The following is a 17,694-nucleotide window of genomic DNA, read 5'->3' as shown; positions in this document are numbered from 1 at the left end:
AAACAGGTAAAATCATGCGTCTTCTTGGCCTTGGGCTTTTTACAATTTTGATGGTGGCGCTTGCACGCTTCGCCCTGATGCAACCGGATGTGCAAAGCTTCGTTGGCCTGAGGGACGGCAATCAGCGTATTCAGCACGATCTGGTATCCCGGCTTCCCACGGATACAGAGCTACAAAGTGCTGACGGTACGCAACACACCTTTATCGTGCGCGAAAGTGATACCTGGACGGCCCTGACCGGGTCGCCAGGCTTCGCCTCTGCTTCGTTTAACATGCCCAAGGAAGTGCCCGTTGTGAGCGGCGAACTGATCCTGGATGTACGGGCAGAGTTGCAACCCGACTCCGTGGCGCGGATGCGGATCAACGTGAACGGTGAGCGACGGGGCGAGATCGTCTTGTCCGAGGGGGTGAACGCAAACACCATCCGCATCAACCTGCTGCCTTCCGATCTGACCCAAAGTCAGTTGCTGGTGACGCTGGGCGCCTCCGGTACGTTCGCCAACCAGTCCTGCCGACGGGATTGGAATGGCGGCATGATCGTCCGTATCGAACCCACCAGCCGGATCGAGCTCGAGACCGAGGGGCCGTTGCTGGATCTGAATGATCGCCTGCGCGCAACCGGCAATCCCTATCATATCTCTTGGCCGGACAACCCCGAGAACATCGAATACGAGAGCCTGATCAGTTTTGCGGTGGACCAGAGCTTTCGAGACATCCGCACCGTATTTGTGCCTGCGGATGCCGAGGTCGTGCCTGCCGGCGTTCGCTTTTCGCCCGATGATTTCTCCACTGCTGCGCGCATGATGGAAAATGCCGTCCGCGAGGTGGATGAAGTTGCCTGGCCTCTTCCTATTGCATTGGAAGGCAGTCTCGCTGAAGCACGCTATTTCGAGTACGACACGGCGTGGAGGTATGCTTACGATCTGCGGACGACGCCCAATGCCGAGTATCCCACGGCACTGGCCTTTGGCATGCGTGCCATTGGCTTGCAGGCCGAAGCCGAATGGTTGCTCACCGTCACATTGAACGATGTAATCGTCTTCGCCGAGAAGTTCGAAGGTGCATCTCTGGACCTGAACCGGACAGTAGAGCTGCCGGAGCGGCTGCACGACTTCAGCAATGTCCTGGAGATCCGATTGATCAGTTCGGAACGACAGAACCAGGAGTTCTGTACGACGGGTTCGCCGATCACCGCCCAGCTCAAGCAAAGCACCGTGCTCCGTGGCGGTGTCCCGGCCGAAGACCGGACCATCGGTCAGTTCATCAATGCGTTGAACGGCCCGCTGCATCTTGAGGTTTCGGATCAGCTCAATGCGGCGGAGGCGTCGACTGCAGTTCCCTTTTTGGCCGAGGCGTTCGGAAACCGCGTTCAGTGGATCACAGGGGATGCTGCCGGACCTCAGGACGACCATGTGCTCGTCAACACCCGGTCCGAACTGCAAAACCGCTTTGCCGAAATTCAGCAGACCTGGCCTGACCACACATTCTGGCTGATTTCTCCCCGTTTGTATGATCGGGGTGAGTTGCCCTACCGCCAGACCGAACTGACTGACATCTCTTTGCTGGACTTCGAATTGAACGAAGGGCCCAGGATTGCCGCCATTGTTGCGATCAAACCCCGACCGATGCCCGTAGTGGACGACCTTGAAACCGAGACATCGGCTGACCCGGAACAGGATCCAACGTCAGAGGACGACACAGTCCCGCAGCCAGATGCGGAGCCCGCTGCCGAGCCGTCTGAAATTGATGCAACAGAGCAAGGCAATGCGTCGCCCATTCCCAGCCAATCATCTGCGACGACCGGGACGCAAACGTTGCCTGACACAACGGGGAGTACAGCAACCTTGCCTGACATATCGGAATGAACAGGCCCAAGGAAAAGAAACAGCCTTACTTCCAGTTCGCGTCGGTCGATTCGACGCCACGGGGGCTGTCGCATTCCGTCCCGCTTTGGTACGGTCCCGCGCTGCTCGGGCTGTTTTGCGTGCTCAGTGTCGTGCTCCTGTTCACCGTCAATACGGTTCCGATTCTTCGACAAACATTTCCCAGCGGGGATTTGATCATCGGCCCTTTTCAGGGTGCGCACTCTATCTCTGTACGTATCTTCATCGTCAGTTTCTTCATTTCCTATTCCGTCTTCTGCCATGCCAACCCCTTCAAGAAGGTGCTCATGGGATTGGATCTGTGCCTGTCCTTTGCTGTGCTCTGCCTGGCCCTGGACCTGACGACCATCCTGCTTGACCTGACGATTGATCACACCCTGCCGCTCACGGCGGTCGCGATCCTCTCCGGCATCCTGGGGTTTGGGGTGTTTTCTGCAAAACTGCTTGAGCGCGGTCGCATGCCCGCCTCCGTGCCGATGACAATCGACACCACTCAGAACCGTCAAACGCTTTTGCGGGTCGCCGTCATCTCCGTCTATTGCACCTGGCTTGCGATTTTCGTGCTGAACCGTGACTTCGGCGTGGTTGAGGCGCTGCGCAGCAATTCGTTGTTGGGCGGGATCGGGCCCGGGGTGTTTCTGTTCCTCCCGGCATTCTTTGCCTTCCTGTTCCTTGGTGGTCTGGTCGATCAGGCGCTGTTCCGGATACGAACCTTTGCGCCCGATATTTCTGTCGTCATTCCGGCGCATAATGAAATGCACATCATTGAAAAGACGCTGCGCGGTGTTGAGGCAGCAGCGGCTAACTATGACGGCAAAGTCACGGTGCTGTTTGTCGACAACGCTTCGACGGACGACACGGTCGCAGTTGTCAGGCGGGTGTCGGCCGAACTTGAACATGCCGATGTCCGGGTCCTGCATGAGCCGCGACCGGGCAAGGCCAACGCTCTGAACCTTGGTCTCAGCGCGGTTGAAACCGACTTTTTCGTTCGTATTGATGCGGATACGATCATACAGCCCAGAGCGTTTCTGCGGGGCATGACCTATTTCTTCAACGATGAGGTCGGTGCCCTGGGCGGTTTGCCATTGTCACCCGGCGGCGGTTTGTTTGACCGCGCCCGCCAGGTCGAGGCGATTGTGAAACATGGCATGTACTCGGTGGGTCTTGCCGCGATCAACGGCATCGTCGGAGTGCCCGGCATGTTCGTCATCTATCGGACAGAACTGCCGCGTCAGCTTGGCGGTTTCGCTGGCGGCATGAACGGCGAGGACACGGAGATGTCCTTGCGTATCGGTGAGCTGGGCTATCGCCTGATTGTGGACCCCGAAGTGCGTTTTGTTTCCGAAGTACCGCGAACATATGCGCATATGCGCGAACAGCGCATGCGTTGGTTCCGATCCACCTACCACGTTGCCGCGCGATGTCGTGCCGTTGTCTTCAGTTCCGAAGTCAGCTTTCGCGGCAAGATCATCCTGCCTTACATGCTGCTCAATTCGGCGCGCCGGGCGATGATGATCCCACTGATCCTGTTCGGTTTCATAGAGTATTTCGGCGAGTTCAAGACATTGGATGTGCTGCAGTTGCAGGCCGTCCTGGCCGTCATTCTCGGCGCGCCGATGCTGATCTCTGTGCTGGCCCTGATCGTGAACGGTTATTTCGTGCAGCTCCTGTATCTGCCGGAATATGTGGTTTTCCGCTTGCTGCGTTCGTATTTCACGCTCGAATCCAACCTGTCCATCAATCTCAAGATGTCATCGGGATCGATGTACGCAGACGTGAATGCGAAGGCACAAACGATCAAACGCCGAAAGGGCGAACCGGTTCGGAGAAGCGAGGCGTGATTGCGCGTTGCTAGAGCAACGTGATCTCGAATCCGAAGCGAACTGTCACGCCGCTGAAAGCACGCACTGGTACGTTGGATCGATTTTCTTCCCAGCCGATGGCGCCGAAAAGTGCGCGCCCTGCAGGATAGGTTTTGCGCCATTCCAGTTCCACGCCAAACCGGTCGTCCGAACGTTCGAAATCAAACGCGTTTGAAAAACTGTCCTTGTAGTCGCGCTTGAACATGCGGGCGCGTCCGGTCAGGGTCACGTCTTCCGACACACGATATCGCGCCTGCAGCCGGATACCGACTTCATCGTAACTGAACTTCCGTGCATCTGCGTCGCGGATGTCGAAGTAGGGCGTTAGGGCAATCAGTTCGATCGCGCTGCCCTCGGGTTGCCAGGTGCGGCGCCAGCTGCCCAGGTATTCGTCTTGGTCGAAGCCATCGAACGTGGCCTCCTCGTTTTGGTCACGGTAGCGATAGCGCAGGGTAAATGTGCTGGTTTGCCGTCTGTCATGACGGACGTTCACTGCCCCTTGAAGGGTGTAGCGACGGAAGCGCTCGTCAGGGAAGCTGGTGGTTCTTTCCACTCCGGTGCGCAGACGAAACTCCGTATTCTCGGACTGGTCCGGCCTGAAACGGTATTCGCCAAACAGACCGACGCGCAGATCGTTCACGTCGGAATCATCAGGAAACAGTCTTGTGACCGCCAGGGGATCAACAAATATGCGACCGCCCCGGTCGTTGCGCCATTCGTATCGACCATTCAATTCGAGTATGGGCCCATACAGCAGTTCACTTGCCACGGAACTGTTGCCCTGATCGACAATGCGATCCGTGGTGTCGATATATCCGCGCGCCACCCAGGACGGGTCGCGTGCTTCAAATGGGTCTGCCTCTGCAAACTGTCCGATCATCGTGAGAGGCAGGGCGATACAGGCTGGAAAACGGGTGAAAGGATTGGTCACTGGTTCAATCATTCGCTGTGTTGAAAATCACCGGAATCGTAACACGCAGGTGCGGTGACCGTAACCCAAGAAAGAGAACCTCTGGTTGTATCGCTTCAGCATGTTGTGGTGTCTTGTTAGTGCTGCCGAAGATATAGAGTCCTTGCCGGATCTTAAGGCGGAGACGTGCCCAAAGTCTTGGCATCATGTATTGTCTTGCCCTGTTGCCCCCGGGCGGGCGTGCTCTTCTGGTCGATGTACTTGTCTGCGCAAAATGTCATTTTATCGGTGGAGGCACCGGGGTGACCTGTCTACTCTGTAGCCAATTCCTGAATTCCGGAGCCGTCTCATGCCCTTCACCCTTGCCACTTGGAACATCAATTCCGTCCGTTTGCGAGAACCTATCGTTCTGAAGCTGCTACAGGAAGAAGCGCCCGACGTGCTTTGCCTGCAAGAGTGCAAGAGCCCGGTCGACAAGATCCCGCGCGAAGGATTCGAAGCTCTGGGATACACCCACATGGTGGCGCGCGGAGACAAGGGGTACAACGGCGTTGCGATCTTGTCGAAAATTCCGATGGTGGAAACCAGTGCCCAGGATTTCGCTGGCCTTGGCCACGCGCGTCATATCGCGGGACAGCTCGAAAACGGCGTGATTGTCCACAACTTCTACGTCCCCGCAGGGGGTGACGTGCCGGATCGTGAGAAGAACGTGAAGTTCGGCCAGAAGCTCGACTACCTGACCGACATGCGCGACTGGTTCCATGGGGACAAACCGCAGAAATCCATCCTTGTCGGTGACCTAAACATCGCGCCGCGCGAAGACGATGTGTGGTCGCACAAGCAGCTTCTGAAGGTCGTCAGTCACACACCTATCGAAGTGGAGCACCTCGCCGAAACACAGGATGCGGGAAATTGGGTCGATGTCACGCGCGCTGACATCCCGGACGGTCAGCTTTACTCTTGGTGGTCCTACAGGGCCAAGGATTGGGACGCCGCCGACAAGGGACGCCGGCTTGACCACGTTTGGGCAACGCCGGACATCTCGAATGCAGCGCATTCCAGCCGCATTCTGCGGGACGCTCGCGGTTGGGAGAAGCCAAGCGATCACGCCCCGGTTTTCGCAACGTTCGACCTGTGATCCGTCCTGCGCGGCTTGATGAGCTAGAGGCTTTGACCGGGCTGATGCACCGGTCCAAAGCCTACTGGGGCTATGACGAAAACTTCATGGCTGCGGCGCGCGCCGTGCTGCAGCTTTCTGACCACGACGTCGAAACGGGTCGGCTTTTTGTTTATGATGCCGACGGGCCGCAGGGCTTGTGCAAGCTTCTCATTCACGGCGAGACAGCCGAATTGGACAAGCTGTTTGTGGCGCCTGAAGGGATGGGCAAGGGTGTTGGTCGGGCATTGGTGCAATGGGCCATCGAAACTGCCCGGGCGGCCGGTGCGACCCGGATGGAGATTGAAGCCGACCCGGATGCCGTTCGGTTTTATCAGCGCATGGGCGCGCGCGAGGTCGGGCGTGTGCCATCCGAGGCGATCGCAGGCCGTACCTTGCCGCTGATGCAGATTGACCTTACCGACTTGGCAGCGGGTGGATTGAGGTCCATATAAAGCGCCATCTGCCGCTCACAAACGCCCGACGAAGGAATGACGAGATGATCGATTTGGGACTGTCCGCCGGACCCGACGACGCCGACCTGATCAAGGACGGATCCGAAGCAACGTTCATGCAGGATGTCATCGAAACGTCGCAGACCGTGCCCGTTATCGTTGACTTTTGGGCACCGTGGTGCGGCCCCTGCAAGACACTTGGTCCGATGCTCGAGGATGCGGTCAAGGCCGCAAAGGGCGCTGTGAAAATGGTCAAGGTCAACGTCGACGAGGCCCAGATGATCGCGGGCCAGTTGCAGATCCAGTCGATCCCGACCGTCTACGCATTTTTCAAAGGGCAGCCATTGGATGGGTTCCAAGGTGCTTTGCCCGCCTCGGAAATCACGGCATTCATTGACCGCGTCATCAAGGCTGCGGGTGGCGAGGCACCGGGTGACACGTTGAACGACGCTGTCGCCGCCGCCGAAGAAATGCTGGCCGAAGGGGCTGCCGTGGATGCGGCGCAGACCTTTGCCGCGATCCTGGGTGAAGACCCAAACCATGCAGGCGCGTATGGCGGGCTTGTCCGTGCGCATATCGCCATGGAAGACCTGGATCAGGCAGAGGCGATCCTGAAAGGCGCGCCGGCGGAGATTTCTGACAGCGCTGAACTGGAAGCGGCCCATGCGCAATTGCAATTGGCGCGACAGGCTGCCGATGCCGGTCCGGTGGCTGAACTGCGCGCAGCAGTCGAGGCGGATGAGGGCAATTTGCAAGCCCGGTTCGATCTGGCGCAGGCGCTGCATGCAAGCGGTGATGCCGAAGGTGCAGTGAACGAATTGCTGGAGATTTTTCGGCGGGATCGCGAGTGGAATGACGGTGCTGCGAAAGAGCAGCTTTTTACTATATTCGATGCGCTGAAACCCAACGATCCGGTGGTGTTGAACGGGCGGCGCAAACTGTCGTCGATGATATTTGCCTGAACCGCTTTGCGGGCTAGCTGACCCCTCATGATCAAAGTGGCTGACCTTCCCGGTGTAATCCCGGTTTTTCCGCTTCCGGGAGCGTTGCTTTTGCCGCGCGCACGCCTGCCTCTGCACATTTTTGAGCCGCGTTATCTGCAGATGCTGGATGACGCGCTGAAAACGCCCGGTCGGTTGATCGGTATGGTGCAGCCCAACGAGGTTGAGGGGCGCAAGGGCAATGGCCTGCATACCATTGGGTGTGCCGGACGTGTCACGCAGTTTTCCGAAACCGAGGACAATCGCTATCTGATCACGCTTACCGGCATTTCACGCTTTCGCGTTCAGACCGAAGTGGATGGGTTCACCCCGTACCGCCGCTGCGAGGTATCCTGGAGCGGGTTCGACCGGGACCAGGGTCGCACGGAAGAAGACCCCAGTTTCGATCGGCCGATGTTTCTGGATTTGCTTGGTCGCTACTTTGCTGCGCAGTCGCTGTCAGCCGATTGGGACACGTTGAAGGACGCCGACGACGAGCTGCTGATCAACTCGTTGTCGATGATGCTGGATTTTGATCCCGAGGACAAACAGGCCTTGCTTGAGGCCCCGTCGCTGAGTACCCGTCGCGAGACCTTGATCACCTTGATCGAGTTTGCGTTGCGCGGTGGCGAAGGGGAGATGATGCAATGAGCATTGAGATTGATCGGCGTGTGCTTGAGGCGCTGATTTGCCCGCTGACGCAGACGACTTTGCGTTACGATGCCGATAAGCAAGAGCTGGTGTCGGAAGCGGCGAACCTCGCCTATCCCATTCGCAACGGTATTCCTGTCATGCTGGAAGACGAGGCGCGCAAGCTGGATTGATCGTGTTTGGCGGAGGACACCTTCGCCTTACGATCGGCCGATCAGAGGCGCTGACCTTGCATCAGGCGTGGTAGGTCTCCGGTCAGCCCCGCCGCTTCTCGGATAAAGCTGCGGCGCAGGCCGGGCAGGGCATTCACCACGCCCATGCCGATGTCGCGTAGGCCGCGGATCAGGGAATTGTCATTTGAAAAGAGCCGGTTAAACCCATCCGTCGCCATCGCAAGTGCCGTGTTGTCGAAGCGGCGCCATTCTTCGTAGCGTTTCAGCACGGCGATGCTGCCGATGTCTTCGCCCCGGCGGGTGGCGTCGGTGATGACCTCGGCCAGCGCTGCGATGTCTCGCATGCCTGCGTTCAGACCCTGTCCCGCGATGGGGTGGACGCCATGGGCGGCGTCGCCGATCAACGCCAGCCGGTCGGCGGCGATGTTCTGGGCAAGCGAGAGAGACAGGGGGTAGGTGAACCGTTGTCCGGCCAAGCTGATCTCTCCCAGAAAATCGCCGAAGCGGGGGCGCAGCATGGTCAGGTAGTCCGCATCCGAAAGGGCGTTGAAGCGTTTGGCGTTCTCGTCCGTCTCGCTCCAGACAATCGACGACACGTTGCCGGGCAGCGGCAGGATCGCAAGCGGACCGGGCGGCATGAAGAACTGGTGCGCGATGCCGTGATGCGGCTTTTCATGGGCGATGGCGCAGACCAACGCGGTTTGGCCGTAGCCCCAGCCAGTGCGTTTGATCCCGGCCCGTGTTGCCGTGCCGCTCCCGCGCCCATCGGCGCCGATCAGCAGCTTGCCTGTGAGGGACTTACCTGAGCCGAGTGTGACTTTGACCGAGCCCGGTGCGATATCCTGCGCCGTGACTGTTTCGCCGGCAAGGTGATGGATGCCTGTTGTCGTCGCCATCGCGTCGAGCAGGGCGCGGCGAATGTGCCGGTCCTGCACCATGTAGCCCATTGGCCCTTCCTCGATCTCGGCATGATCGAAGTGCATGAAGAAGGGCGACGGCCCTTCGCCCGCGCGCCCGTCCGAGACCTTGATTTCCAGCATGGGTTGGCTGTGGTCGGCGATGTCGTCCCACACGCCGATCCCGTCGAGCAGCCGTTGCGACGTGAGCGCCACCGCGTAACTCCGCCCGTCGAAGGCGGCGTTCTTGCGCACCTTGTCGCTAAGCGCGTCGATGACCGTGACCGTGTGCCCGCTTTGGGCCAGAGCAAGAGCGAGGATCGGGCCAGAGAGCCCGCCGCCGACGATCAGGATGTCACTGTCATTGGTCATGTCGCGCAATATGGCCATGCCCCCGGGATTGTCCATATGCTGCGGTGTCGCTACCGTTTGGGGCAACAGGTCGGAGGGCAGGTATGCAGGAGTGGTTAGGCAAGAGCGCCGCGGATGTGGGCCGCGCCATTGGGGCCGGTGAGATTGATCCGGTTGATCTGGCAGAGGCTTTTTTCGAACGGATCGAAGGGCATGATTTGCGGGACCGGATTTATGCCCGGTTGACACGGGCGCGTGCGATGGCCGAGGCGCAGGCCGCCGCTGACCGGGCGAAGGCAGGGCAGCGATTGTCCGTTCTGGATGGTGTGCCGATCAGCTGGAAAGATCTTTTCGATACCGCTGGCGATGGGACCGAGGCGGGATCGAAGCTGCTTACCGGACGTGTTCCGGATCGGGATGCGGTGGTGGTGCAGAATGCGACGGCGGTGGGACTGGTGTGCCTCGGCAAGACCCATATGAGCGAGCTGGCGTTTTCGGGGCTGGGGTACAATCCGTCTACTGCGACGCCGCCGTGTGTGAATGACGCGGATGCTGTTCCGGGTGGGTCCTCTTCGGGCGCGGCGGCATCGGTAGCTTTTGGATTGGCGCCTGCGGCCATCGGGTCGGATACTGGTGGGTCGGTGCGTATTCCTGCGGCGTGGAACGATCTGGTTGGGTTGAAGACAACCCAGGGGCGGTTATCGCTGGAAGGGTGCGTGCCGCTGTCGCTGAAGTTTGACACGGTCGGGCCGTTGACCCGGACGGTGGAAGATGCGGCGTTGTTGATGGCGGTGATGGAGGGGCGCCTTCCTTGTGATTTGCGAGGTGCGTCGTTGAAAGGGCGGCGGTTTGCGGCGCTGAAGTCCGTCGTTCTTGATGACATACGCGATGCACCGCGTGCGGCTTATGAAAACGCGATTGAGCGGCTTTGTGCAGCGGGCGCGGTTGTCGAACCATTGGAAGTGCCCGAGCTTGAAGAGGCGATGGCGCAAGCCGGACCGCTGATGCCGGGCGAGGTCTATGGGCTGTGGCGGGATGTGATCGAAGCGCAGCCTGAAGCCATGTATGCAGAGATTTTGCAGCGGTTCCGGTTGGGCAAGGAGTTCAGCGCGCCGGATTACAACGCGGCATGGGCCAAGCTCGAGGCAGTGCGCCAAGCCTGGGATGCGGCGGTGGCGTCCTACGATGCGGTTCTGGCGCCGTCTGCGCCCATCTTGCCGCCGAACCTTGAGCGGCTGAACAGCGACAGCGACTACTACAAGACCGAGAACCTGATGGCCTTGCGCAATACCCGCGTCGGCAATCTGATGGGGATTTGTGCGCTGACACTGCCGACTGGCGTGCCGAGTTGCGGGATTATGCTCATGGGGTTTCGTGACGGCGAAGAAGCGCTTTTGCGGCTGGGTGCAGCGGCGGAACTGGCGTTGAGCTGATCCGACGGACGCCTGGCGGCGACGCGTTTCATTTTTTGAATGGGGCTCTGCCCCAAACCCCGAAGTATTTTCAGCCAGAAGAAGGGTTCATTGGCGGATTTGCCACAAGCTGTCGATTTGGCCCGGTTTTTCTGGACGGCGGAGTCGCGGTTGGGGTATCCTTGTTTCAAACGGGGCGTGAATGATCCCGAACCTGAGGCAGTTTGATGAAGTTTCCCGAGCGGTTTTCGAACCTTCCGGCTTATGCTTTCCCGCGTCTGCGCGCTTTGCTCGATCATATCGAGCCCGGTGGCGATGTCGTGCATATGACCATTGGCGAGCCGAAACATGCCTTTCCGGCCTGGGTCACTGATGTGATTACGGAGCATGCCGCCGGGTTCAACAACTATCCCCCAAATGAAGGTCTGCCAGAGTTGCGGCAGGCGTTTTGTGATTGGCTGGGCCGTCGGTATGGCGTGACGATGGACGCCGATGCCAATGTAATGCCGCTGAACGGCACGCGCGAGGGCCTGTACAACGCTGGTATGGCGCTGTGCCCCGAGGTGAAGAATGGGCAGCAGCCGGTCGTGCTGATGCCGAACCCGTTTTACCAAGTCTATATGTTGGCGGCGATTTCGGCGGGGGCGGAGCCTGTGCTGGTGCCTGCGACTGCCGAGACGGGGCATTTGCCGGACTACGGCTCGGTTGATCCGGCGATTTTGAACAGGACGGTGGCCTGCTACATGTGTTCGCCCGCGAACCCCCAGGGGGCTGTGGCGGGCAAGGACTACTGGCAGGATCTGATCGCGCTGGCCGAGCAGTATGACTTTCAGGTCTTTGCCGACGAGTGTTATTCCGAGATCTATCGCGATGTGCCGCCTATTGGTGTGCTCGAGTGTATCGGTGATGCGGATCCTGAGCGGGTTGTTGCCTTTCACTCTTTGTCGAAGCGGTCAAACCTGCCTGGCTTGCGGTCGGGTTTTATTGTCGGTGGCCCTGCGACCATTCGTGAGGCGAAGCAGCTTCGGACCTACGCGGGCACGCCCTTGCCCACGCCGCTTCAGCACGCGGCGGCGGCGGTCTGGGCGGATGAAGAGCATGTGATCGAGAACCGGGTGCAGTACCACGAGAAATACGACATGGCGGATCGCATCCTTGGCAACGCGCCGGGATACATGTCGCCCGAGGCAGGCTTTTTTCTGTGGCTGCCGGTTGGGGATGGTGAGGCGGCGGCGCTGAAGTTGTGGACAGAGACCGGCGTACGGGTGCTGCCGGGCGCTTATCTGGCGCGTGAGATCGACGGGTTGAACCCGGGACATGAGTTTATCAGGGCCGCCCTAGTGGCCCCAAAGGCAGAGACGGAGCGGGGCCTGACGGCCATTCGCGACGTACTTTACGCCACATAAGAAAAGACGAGGCGAGCATGGCATATCAGACACGGCGGGATCCGCTTTTTGATCAAGGGATGCAGGTGGCGCTTGAAAAGCGCGGCCGCGAGTTGGTGGGCATCGGCCTGCTGATCGCGGGCCTGATGGCGGCGGCCATGATGCTGAGCTACAGCCCTGACGATCCGAACTGGATGGCGTCGACCGATGCACCGGTGCAGAACTGGCTGGGGCGGACCGGTGCGTCTATTGCCGCGCCGCTGTTCATGATTGGCGGTTGGGGTGTGTTTGGCATTGCCATTGTGCTGATGGCCTGGGGTGCGCGCTTTGGCCTGCATATCGGGACCGAGCGGGCGTTGGGCCGTCTGATCTTTGCCCCGATCGCGATTGCGTTTGGGTCGATTTATGCCGCGACCTTGCAGCCCGGTAACCTGTGGCTGTCGACGCATGGTTTTGGCTTGGGTGGCCTTTTTGGCGATACGGTCATGGCGTTCATTCTGACCGTTCTACCTGTCGGCTCGAGCCTTGCCGTCAAGTTGATGTCGCTGCTGATGGGCATTGGGATTGTCGTTTTTGGCGCCTTTGTTCTGGGATTTACCCGCTCTGAAGTTGCGCGTTTGGCGCGGTTCATGCTTGTGGGGCTGGTCATGGCCTATGCGCTATTGATGACCCTGTTGGGTCGTGGGGCGAGCGGTGCCGTCCAGGCGGCGCGCACGATGCAGGAGCGGCAGGCCGAGCGCCGCGCAGCGCGCGAGGCTGAGGCAGCGGAGGCTGAAGCCTATGCCGCGGCCGTGCCGGATGTGCACGCTTATGAGTATGACGAGATTGTCGAAGAGCCCGCAAAGCCGAGCCTCCTGTCGCGCATGCCGACCCTGATCAAGCGGTCGGAGCCTGTGCCGGATGAGATGCCGGAGCAGGAGCTGGTCGAGACCTATAGTGATGTTGATGTGGGCGAGGGGCCCGGAGACGAGCGGATCAAGTCGAAGATCGCCGATGTGATCAAGGCACGCGTGCGGTCGAACCCCGCAGTGCAGGCCGAGAGCGTGGCGCCGTTGACCAAGGGGCGGGGCCGTGGGCCGGATCCGTTGGTTTTGAATACAACGCCTCAACATGCCTTGCCGCCTGAGCCACCCCTGACAGGGCCAGCCGTTGTGCGGTCTGAGCCGCCTTTGACTGCGGCGCATGAACCAGTGGAACAGACCGACCCGGTTCACGCCTATGCGCCCGAGCCGCATGTTGAAGAAACGTCGGAACAGTTGTACGCGCCCATTCCGGAACCAGCCCCGGCTGCGCCTGCGATTCCTGTCGCTGAGCTGCGCAAGGTCGTGCAGCAACCCACGCGCAAGCCGGTGCAACCGAGCACCCGCGCACAGCTTGAAGCGCAGCCAAAGCTGAGTTTTGAGGACACGCATCCCGGCTTCGAACTGCCACCCCTGAACCTGTTGGAAAGCCCGAGCGCCGTGCAACGCCATCATCTGAGCGATGAAGCGTTGGAAGAGAATGCGCGGATGCTGGAAAATGTCCTTGATGACTACGGCGTGAAAGGTGAGATCGTATCGGTTCGCCCTGGCCCCGTCGTCACCATGTACGAGCTGGAACCTGCGCCCGGTCTGAAGGCGAGCCGTGTGATCGGCTTGGCCGATGACATTGCGCGGTCCATGGCTGCGTTGTCCGCGCGTGTCTCGACCGTGCCGGGCCGTTCGGTCATCGGTATCGAACTGCCAAACGAAAACCGGGAAAAGGTTGTCTTGCGCGAGATTCTCGCCAGCCGTGACTTTGGCGATGGCAACCACAAACTGCCGCTTGCGCTGGGCAAGGACATTGGTGGTGATCCGGTTGTGGCGAACCTGGCCAAGATGCCTCACTTGCTGATCGCAGGGACCACGGGGTCGGGTAAGTCGGTGGCGATCAACACGATGATCCTGTCGCTGCTCTACAAGCTGACGCCGGAGGAATGCCGGTTGATCATGATCGACCCGAAGATGCTGGAACTGAGCGTCTATGACGGCATTCCGCACCTGCTCTCCCCAGTTGTGACCGACCCGAAAAAGGCGGTTGTGGCCCTGAAATGGGTCGTGGGAGAGATGGAGGAACGCTACCGCAAGATGTCCAAAATGGGTGTGCGCAATATCGACGGCTACAATGGCCGGGTGAAAGAGGCGCTCGCCAAGGACGAGATGTTCTCGCGCACCGTTCAAACCGGTTTTGACGACGAGACGGGCGAACCCGTGTTCGAGACCGAGGAGTTCGCGCCCGAGGCGATGCCCTACATCGTCGTTATCGTGGACGAGATGGCCGACCTGATGATGGTTGCGGGTAAAGAGATCGAGGCGTGCATCCAGCGGCTGGCGCAGATGGCGCGGGCGTCCGGCATTCACCTGATCATGGCGACACAGCGTCCTTCGGTCGATGTGATCACCGGCACGATCAAGGCGAACTTCCCGACGCGCATTTCCTTCCAGGTGACCTCGAAAATCGACTCGCGCACTATTCTGGGCGAGATGGGGGCCGAACAGCTCCTTGGTATGGGCGACATGCTCTATATGGCCGGCGGGGCGAAGATAACCCGTTGTCATGGACCGTTCGTGAGCGACGAGGAAGTCGAAGAGATCGTGAACCACCTCAAGGCCTTTGGCGCGCCGGATTATGTGTCGGGCGTGGTTGATGGGCCGGATGAGGATAAGGAAAGCAACATTGATGCTGTTCTTGGTCTGGGTGGCAACACGGATGGAGAGGATGCGCTCTATGATCAGGCGGTTGCTATCGTGATCAAGGATCGCAAATGCTCGACCTCTTACATCCAGCGGAAACTGGCCATCGGCTACAACAAGGCCGCGCGGTTGGTGGAGCAGATGGAGGACGAAGGTGTTGTGTCATCGGCCAACCACGTGGGCAAGCGCGAGATTCTGGTGCCTGAGCAGTGATCGGCGGGAACTGCCCGCCGTCGCGGATGGTTGATATCGCATAACACGCGGTCGCGGCTTATATACTGTTGCCAAGACCAGACCATGGAAGGTGAGCGGTATGACCCTTTGGACCCGGATGGCGGCTGTGGCCGTAGCAGTTGTGACGGCACAGGCCGCATTGGCGGACAAGCTGCCGCTGAACACAATTTCGAGCTATCTGAATGATCTTCGGACCGTTGAGGGCACTTTCACGCAAATCAACGATGATGGAACCGCGGATACCGGCAAGATCTACATTAAACGCCCGGGCAAAATGCGATTTGAGTATGATGCCCCGAACGAAGGTCTCGTTATTGCGTCGGCCAATGCAGTCTACATTGTCGATTCCAAATCCAACCAACCCCCAGAGACATATCCCCTGCGGCGCACCCCGCTGTCGCTGATCCTGGCGCGGAATGTGAATTTATCTCAGGCCAACATGGTTGTTGGGCACGACTTTGACGGCACGGCGACGATTGTGACCGCCCAGGATCCAGAGCATCCGGAATATGGCAATATCCAGATGAAATTCACAGGTAGTCCCGTGCAGTTGCGCCAGTGGGTGGTAAATGACAGCGGTGGTGGTCAAACAACTGTAATTCTGGCGGAGGTTAAAACAGGCGGTAGTATCTCCAACCGCCTGTTCGATGCGCCGCGACGGACGACCGACTGATCAGCAGGACCGCAACTGGGCCGCGTACATGGCTGAACGCTCGTCCACCTCACCCGCGACGCGCATCAGCCAAGCCTTGTTGCGGTAGGAGCCGCGTGTGTAACCCGTGCGGCCCTCGTGATAGGCAAGGTATTGGTTGCGCGTGTCACTGAGGGATATGCCAAGCCGCCGGTTCGTTTCCGCCATGTACCAGCCCATGAAATCTGTGGCGTCGCGGATGCTGTCCCTGCGCGCGCGGCGCTTGCCGGTCTGGTCGAGATATTCATCCCACGTGCCATCCAAAGCCTGACTGTAGCCGAACGCGCTGGAAATGCGGCCTGTTGGGATCACACCCGCCGCATAGCGGTAAGGGGGGCGTGCATCGGATATGAATTTGCTTTCCTGGTAGATCGTCGCCATCTGGACATGCACCGGCACGCCATACTTGCGCTCAACCGCCCGAAAGGCGCGAAGGTATTCCGGGCGCTCGCTGACAATGGAACAGGCGTTGTCCAGCCGGTCGGGGGCCGTACCTGACCCGCCGCCACAACTGGCAGCCAAAAGAACCAATGCCAAAGCGCGAAAGAGTCTGCTCATCTGCCTCACTCGCTTTTTTATGTTTTTTGACAGTTTAGCGGAATTTCGCGTTTGTGGAAATCACGTTTTGTCACAGCACAAGGGCGAGGATCAGGGGCAAGGCGGCCACCGACATGAGTGTTGAGGCGACAACGAGGCCCGCAACCCGTTCCGACTGGGCGCCGTATTTTTCAGCGAGCAGGTACGAAGTGACAGCAACGGGCGTCGCGACCTGCAGAACCAGTACCCCAAAGGCCGTCGGATCGAGTGTGAAATACTGGCCGACACTCCACGCAATACCGGTGCAAAGCCCAAGTTTTAGTGCCGATAGGACCGCAGCCTGCATCAACCCCTTTGCGGACAGGCGCGCGACCGCAACGCCAAGAGTGATCAGCATCATGGGGATCGCCATCTGTCCCACGAGGTCCAGCGCGTTGGTCAGGAAGGCGGGTGTTTCCCAGCCTTGCCACAAAAACAACGCGCCCAGCACCGTCCCCCAGACCAGCGGCTCGCGCAAAACCTTGCCGAAGGAACCCGCACCTGCTACCAGCCAGATGCCAAACGTATAGGACCACAGCGCCATGATCGCGAAAACGATGATCGCATAGCTGAGCCCGATGTCCCCAAACGCAAACAGCGCCAGAGGCAGGCCGAGGTTGCCCGTGTTGCCGAAGATCAGCGGCGCCGCGTAGGTGCGCGTGTCGAGGCGGATCAATCGCACCAGGGTCAGGATCGCTATGGTGACTGCTCCGTAAGCTACGACTGACGCCATGGACAGTGCGGCAAGCGAGCTTGGGTCGATGTCCGTCTGCATCAGCGATACGAAGATCAGGCACGGCAGCGAAAGGGTCATGGCCAGTTGCGTGACGAACTGGATGCGGTACTCCAGCCCCGCCTTTACCCACGCAAAGCCGATACCGGCCAACAGGAACACAGGGGCAACGATTTGAAGGACTGTTAAGGCAAGGTTCACAAACTGTTTCCAGCGAATTTGTGCTCAATTATTGGACAAGTATCCCTTGCACCGTGTAGTCACGAGCGATAGGGGGCGCAACGCTATGCTGAGAACTCGCGCTAAATATCATCTGGGCCAAGTGGTCCGCCACAAGAAGCACCCGTTCCGTGGTGTGATCTTTGATGTCGACCCCGAGTTCGCGAACACCGAAGAGTGGTACGAGGCCATCCCAGAGGACAGCCGCCCGAAAAAGGCGCAGCCGTTCTACCATCTGCTCGCTGAAAACGACCAAAGCTACTACGTGGCTTATGTGTCCGAGCAGAACCTTGTCGCCGACTATTCCGGTGAGCCAGTAGATCACCCGGACATTCCCGACTTGTTTGGCCCGTTCGAGGACGGCGCCTATCCCCTGCATTTTCAGTTGAACTGACACGCGGGGGCGGAGGACACCT

General features: G+C 59.5%; 16 protein-coding genes. 12 read left to right on the top strand and 4 right to left on the bottom strand.

Features of this window, described 5'->3' with window-relative positions; all coding sequences use genetic code 11:
• Positions 1-14: 14 nt before the first annotated feature.
• Positions 15-1,865 (top strand): hypothetical protein, encoded by a 1,851-nt coding sequence (locus KUV51_RS09595; protein ID WP_222521419.1) that lies wholly within the window; start codon positions 15-17, stop codon positions 1,863-1,865.
• Positions 1,862-3,724 carry a glycosyltransferase gene (locus tag KUV51_RS09590; protein WP_222521418.1) on the top strand — a complete coding sequence of 621 codons (1,863 nt, stop codon included), beginning with the start codon at positions 1,862-1,864 and terminating at the stop codon, positions 3,722-3,724. The genes KUV51_RS09595 and KUV51_RS09590 overlap by 4 nt, the downstream gene beginning before the upstream one ends.
• 10 nt (positions 3,725-3,734) lie before the next feature.
• Here KUV51_RS09590 and KUV51_RS09585 read toward each other — a convergent pair whose 3' ends face one another.
• The gene (locus KUV51_RS09585) at positions 3,735-4,676 is read right to left on the bottom strand and encodes a surface lipoprotein assembly modifier (RefSeq protein WP_222521417.1); all 942 of its coding nucleotides are present in this window, start codon (positions 4,674-4,676) and stop codon (positions 3,735-3,737) included.
• A gap of 328 nt (positions 4,677-5,004) precedes the next feature.
• Between KUV51_RS09585 and KUV51_RS09580 the strand changes: the two genes are divergently transcribed.
• From KUV51_RS09580 to KUV51_RS09560, 5 genes are read left to right on the top strand one after another with little or no spacing between them, the layout of a single operon-like run.
• Complete coding sequence (locus KUV51_RS09580) at positions 5,005-5,793, top strand: exodeoxyribonuclease III (RefSeq protein ID WP_222521416.1); 789 nt, start codon at positions 5,005-5,007, stop codon at positions 5,791-5,793.
• Positions 5,790-6,266, top strand: coding sequence for a GNAT family N-acetyltransferase (locus tag KUV51_RS09575; protein ID WP_222521415.1), 477 nt, complete (start codon positions 5,790-5,792; stop codon positions 6,264-6,266). Before KUV51_RS09580 ends, KUV51_RS09575 begins: the two co-directional genes overlap by 4 nt.
• Positions 6,267-6,310: 44 nt before the next feature.
• Positions 6,311-7,228: a thioredoxin gene (trxA, locus tag KUV51_RS09570; RefSeq protein ID WP_222521414.1), complete on the top strand. Its 918-nt coding sequence runs from the start codon at positions 6,311-6,313 to the stop codon at positions 7,226-7,228.
• Between the two features lie 27 nt (positions 7,229-7,255).
• Entirely contained in the window at positions 7,256-7,897 is a 642-nt protein-coding gene (locus KUV51_RS09565; RefSeq protein WP_222521413.1) for an LON peptidase substrate-binding domain-containing protein, read from the top strand.
• Positions 7,894-8,070, top strand: coding sequence for a Trm112 family protein (locus tag KUV51_RS09560; RefSeq protein WP_222521412.1), 177 nt, complete (start codon positions 7,894-7,896; stop codon positions 8,068-8,070). The genes KUV51_RS09565 and KUV51_RS09560 overlap by 4 nt, the downstream gene beginning before the upstream one ends.
• Before the next feature lie 41 nt (positions 8,071-8,111).
• On the opposite strand, the gene KUV51_RS09555 is transcribed toward KUV51_RS09560, so the two are convergent.
• A complete protein-coding gene (locus tag KUV51_RS09555; RefSeq protein ID WP_222521411.1) occupies positions 8,112-9,338 on the bottom strand; it encodes an FAD-dependent monooxygenase in 1,227 nt (408 codons plus the stop codon).
• 83 nt (positions 9,339-9,421) lie between these two features.
• On the opposite strand from KUV51_RS09555, the gene KUV51_RS09550 reads away from it, so the two are divergent.
• From KUV51_RS09550 to KUV51_RS09535, 4 genes are all read left to right on the top strand, one after another.
• Complete coding sequence (locus KUV51_RS09550; protein ID WP_222521410.1) at positions 9,422-10,750, top strand: amidase; 1,329 nt, start codon at positions 9,422-9,424, stop codon at positions 10,748-10,750.
• Between the two features lie 206 nt (positions 10,751-10,956).
• Positions 10,957-12,135, top strand: a complete 1,179-nt coding sequence (locus KUV51_RS09545) for an aminotransferase class I/II-fold pyridoxal phosphate-dependent enzyme (RefSeq protein ID WP_222521409.1) — start codon at positions 10,957-10,959, stop codon at positions 12,133-12,135.
• A gap of 17 nt (positions 12,136-12,152) precedes the next feature.
• Positions 12,153-15,038, top strand: coding sequence for a DNA translocase FtsK (locus tag KUV51_RS09540; RefSeq protein ID WP_222521408.1), 2,886 nt, complete (start codon positions 12,153-12,155; stop codon positions 15,036-15,038).
• A gap of 118 nt (positions 15,039-15,156) precedes the next feature.
• Positions 15,157-15,732 carry a LolA family protein gene (locus KUV51_RS09535; protein WP_261385760.1) on the top strand — a complete coding sequence of 192 codons (576 nt, stop codon included), beginning with the start codon at positions 15,157-15,159 and terminating at the stop codon, positions 15,730-15,732.
• On the opposite strand, the gene KUV51_RS09530 is transcribed toward KUV51_RS09535, so the two are convergent.
• Both KUV51_RS09530 and KUV51_RS09525 read right to left on the bottom strand, forming a co-directional pair.
• Positions 15,733-16,308, bottom strand: coding sequence for a lytic transglycosylase (locus KUV51_RS09530; protein WP_222521406.1), 576 nt, complete (start codon positions 16,306-16,308; stop codon positions 15,733-15,735).
• Positions 16,309-16,378: 70 nt separating this feature from the next.
• Positions 16,379-17,260 (bottom strand): AEC family transporter, encoded by an 882-nt coding sequence (locus KUV51_RS09525; protein WP_222521405.1) that lies wholly within the window; start codon positions 17,258-17,260, stop codon positions 16,379-16,381.
• An 85-nt stretch (positions 17,261-17,345) separates the two neighbouring features.
• Between KUV51_RS09525 and hspQ the strand changes: the two genes are divergently transcribed.
• On the top strand, positions 17,346-17,672 hold the full coding sequence (gene hspQ, locus KUV51_RS09520; RefSeq protein WP_039685373.1) for a heat shock protein HspQ: 327 nt from the start codon (positions 17,346-17,348) through the stop codon (positions 17,670-17,672).
• Positions 17,673-17,694 lie beyond the last annotated feature (22 nt).

It is taken from the genome of Tateyamaria omphalii, from assembly GCF_019802125.1.
GTDB classification, from domain to species: Bacteria; Pseudomonadota; Alphaproteobacteria; order Rhodobacterales; family Rhodobacteraceae; genus Tateyamaria; species Tateyamaria omphalii_B.
This window is presented reverse-complemented; position numbering and strand designations above follow the sequence as displayed.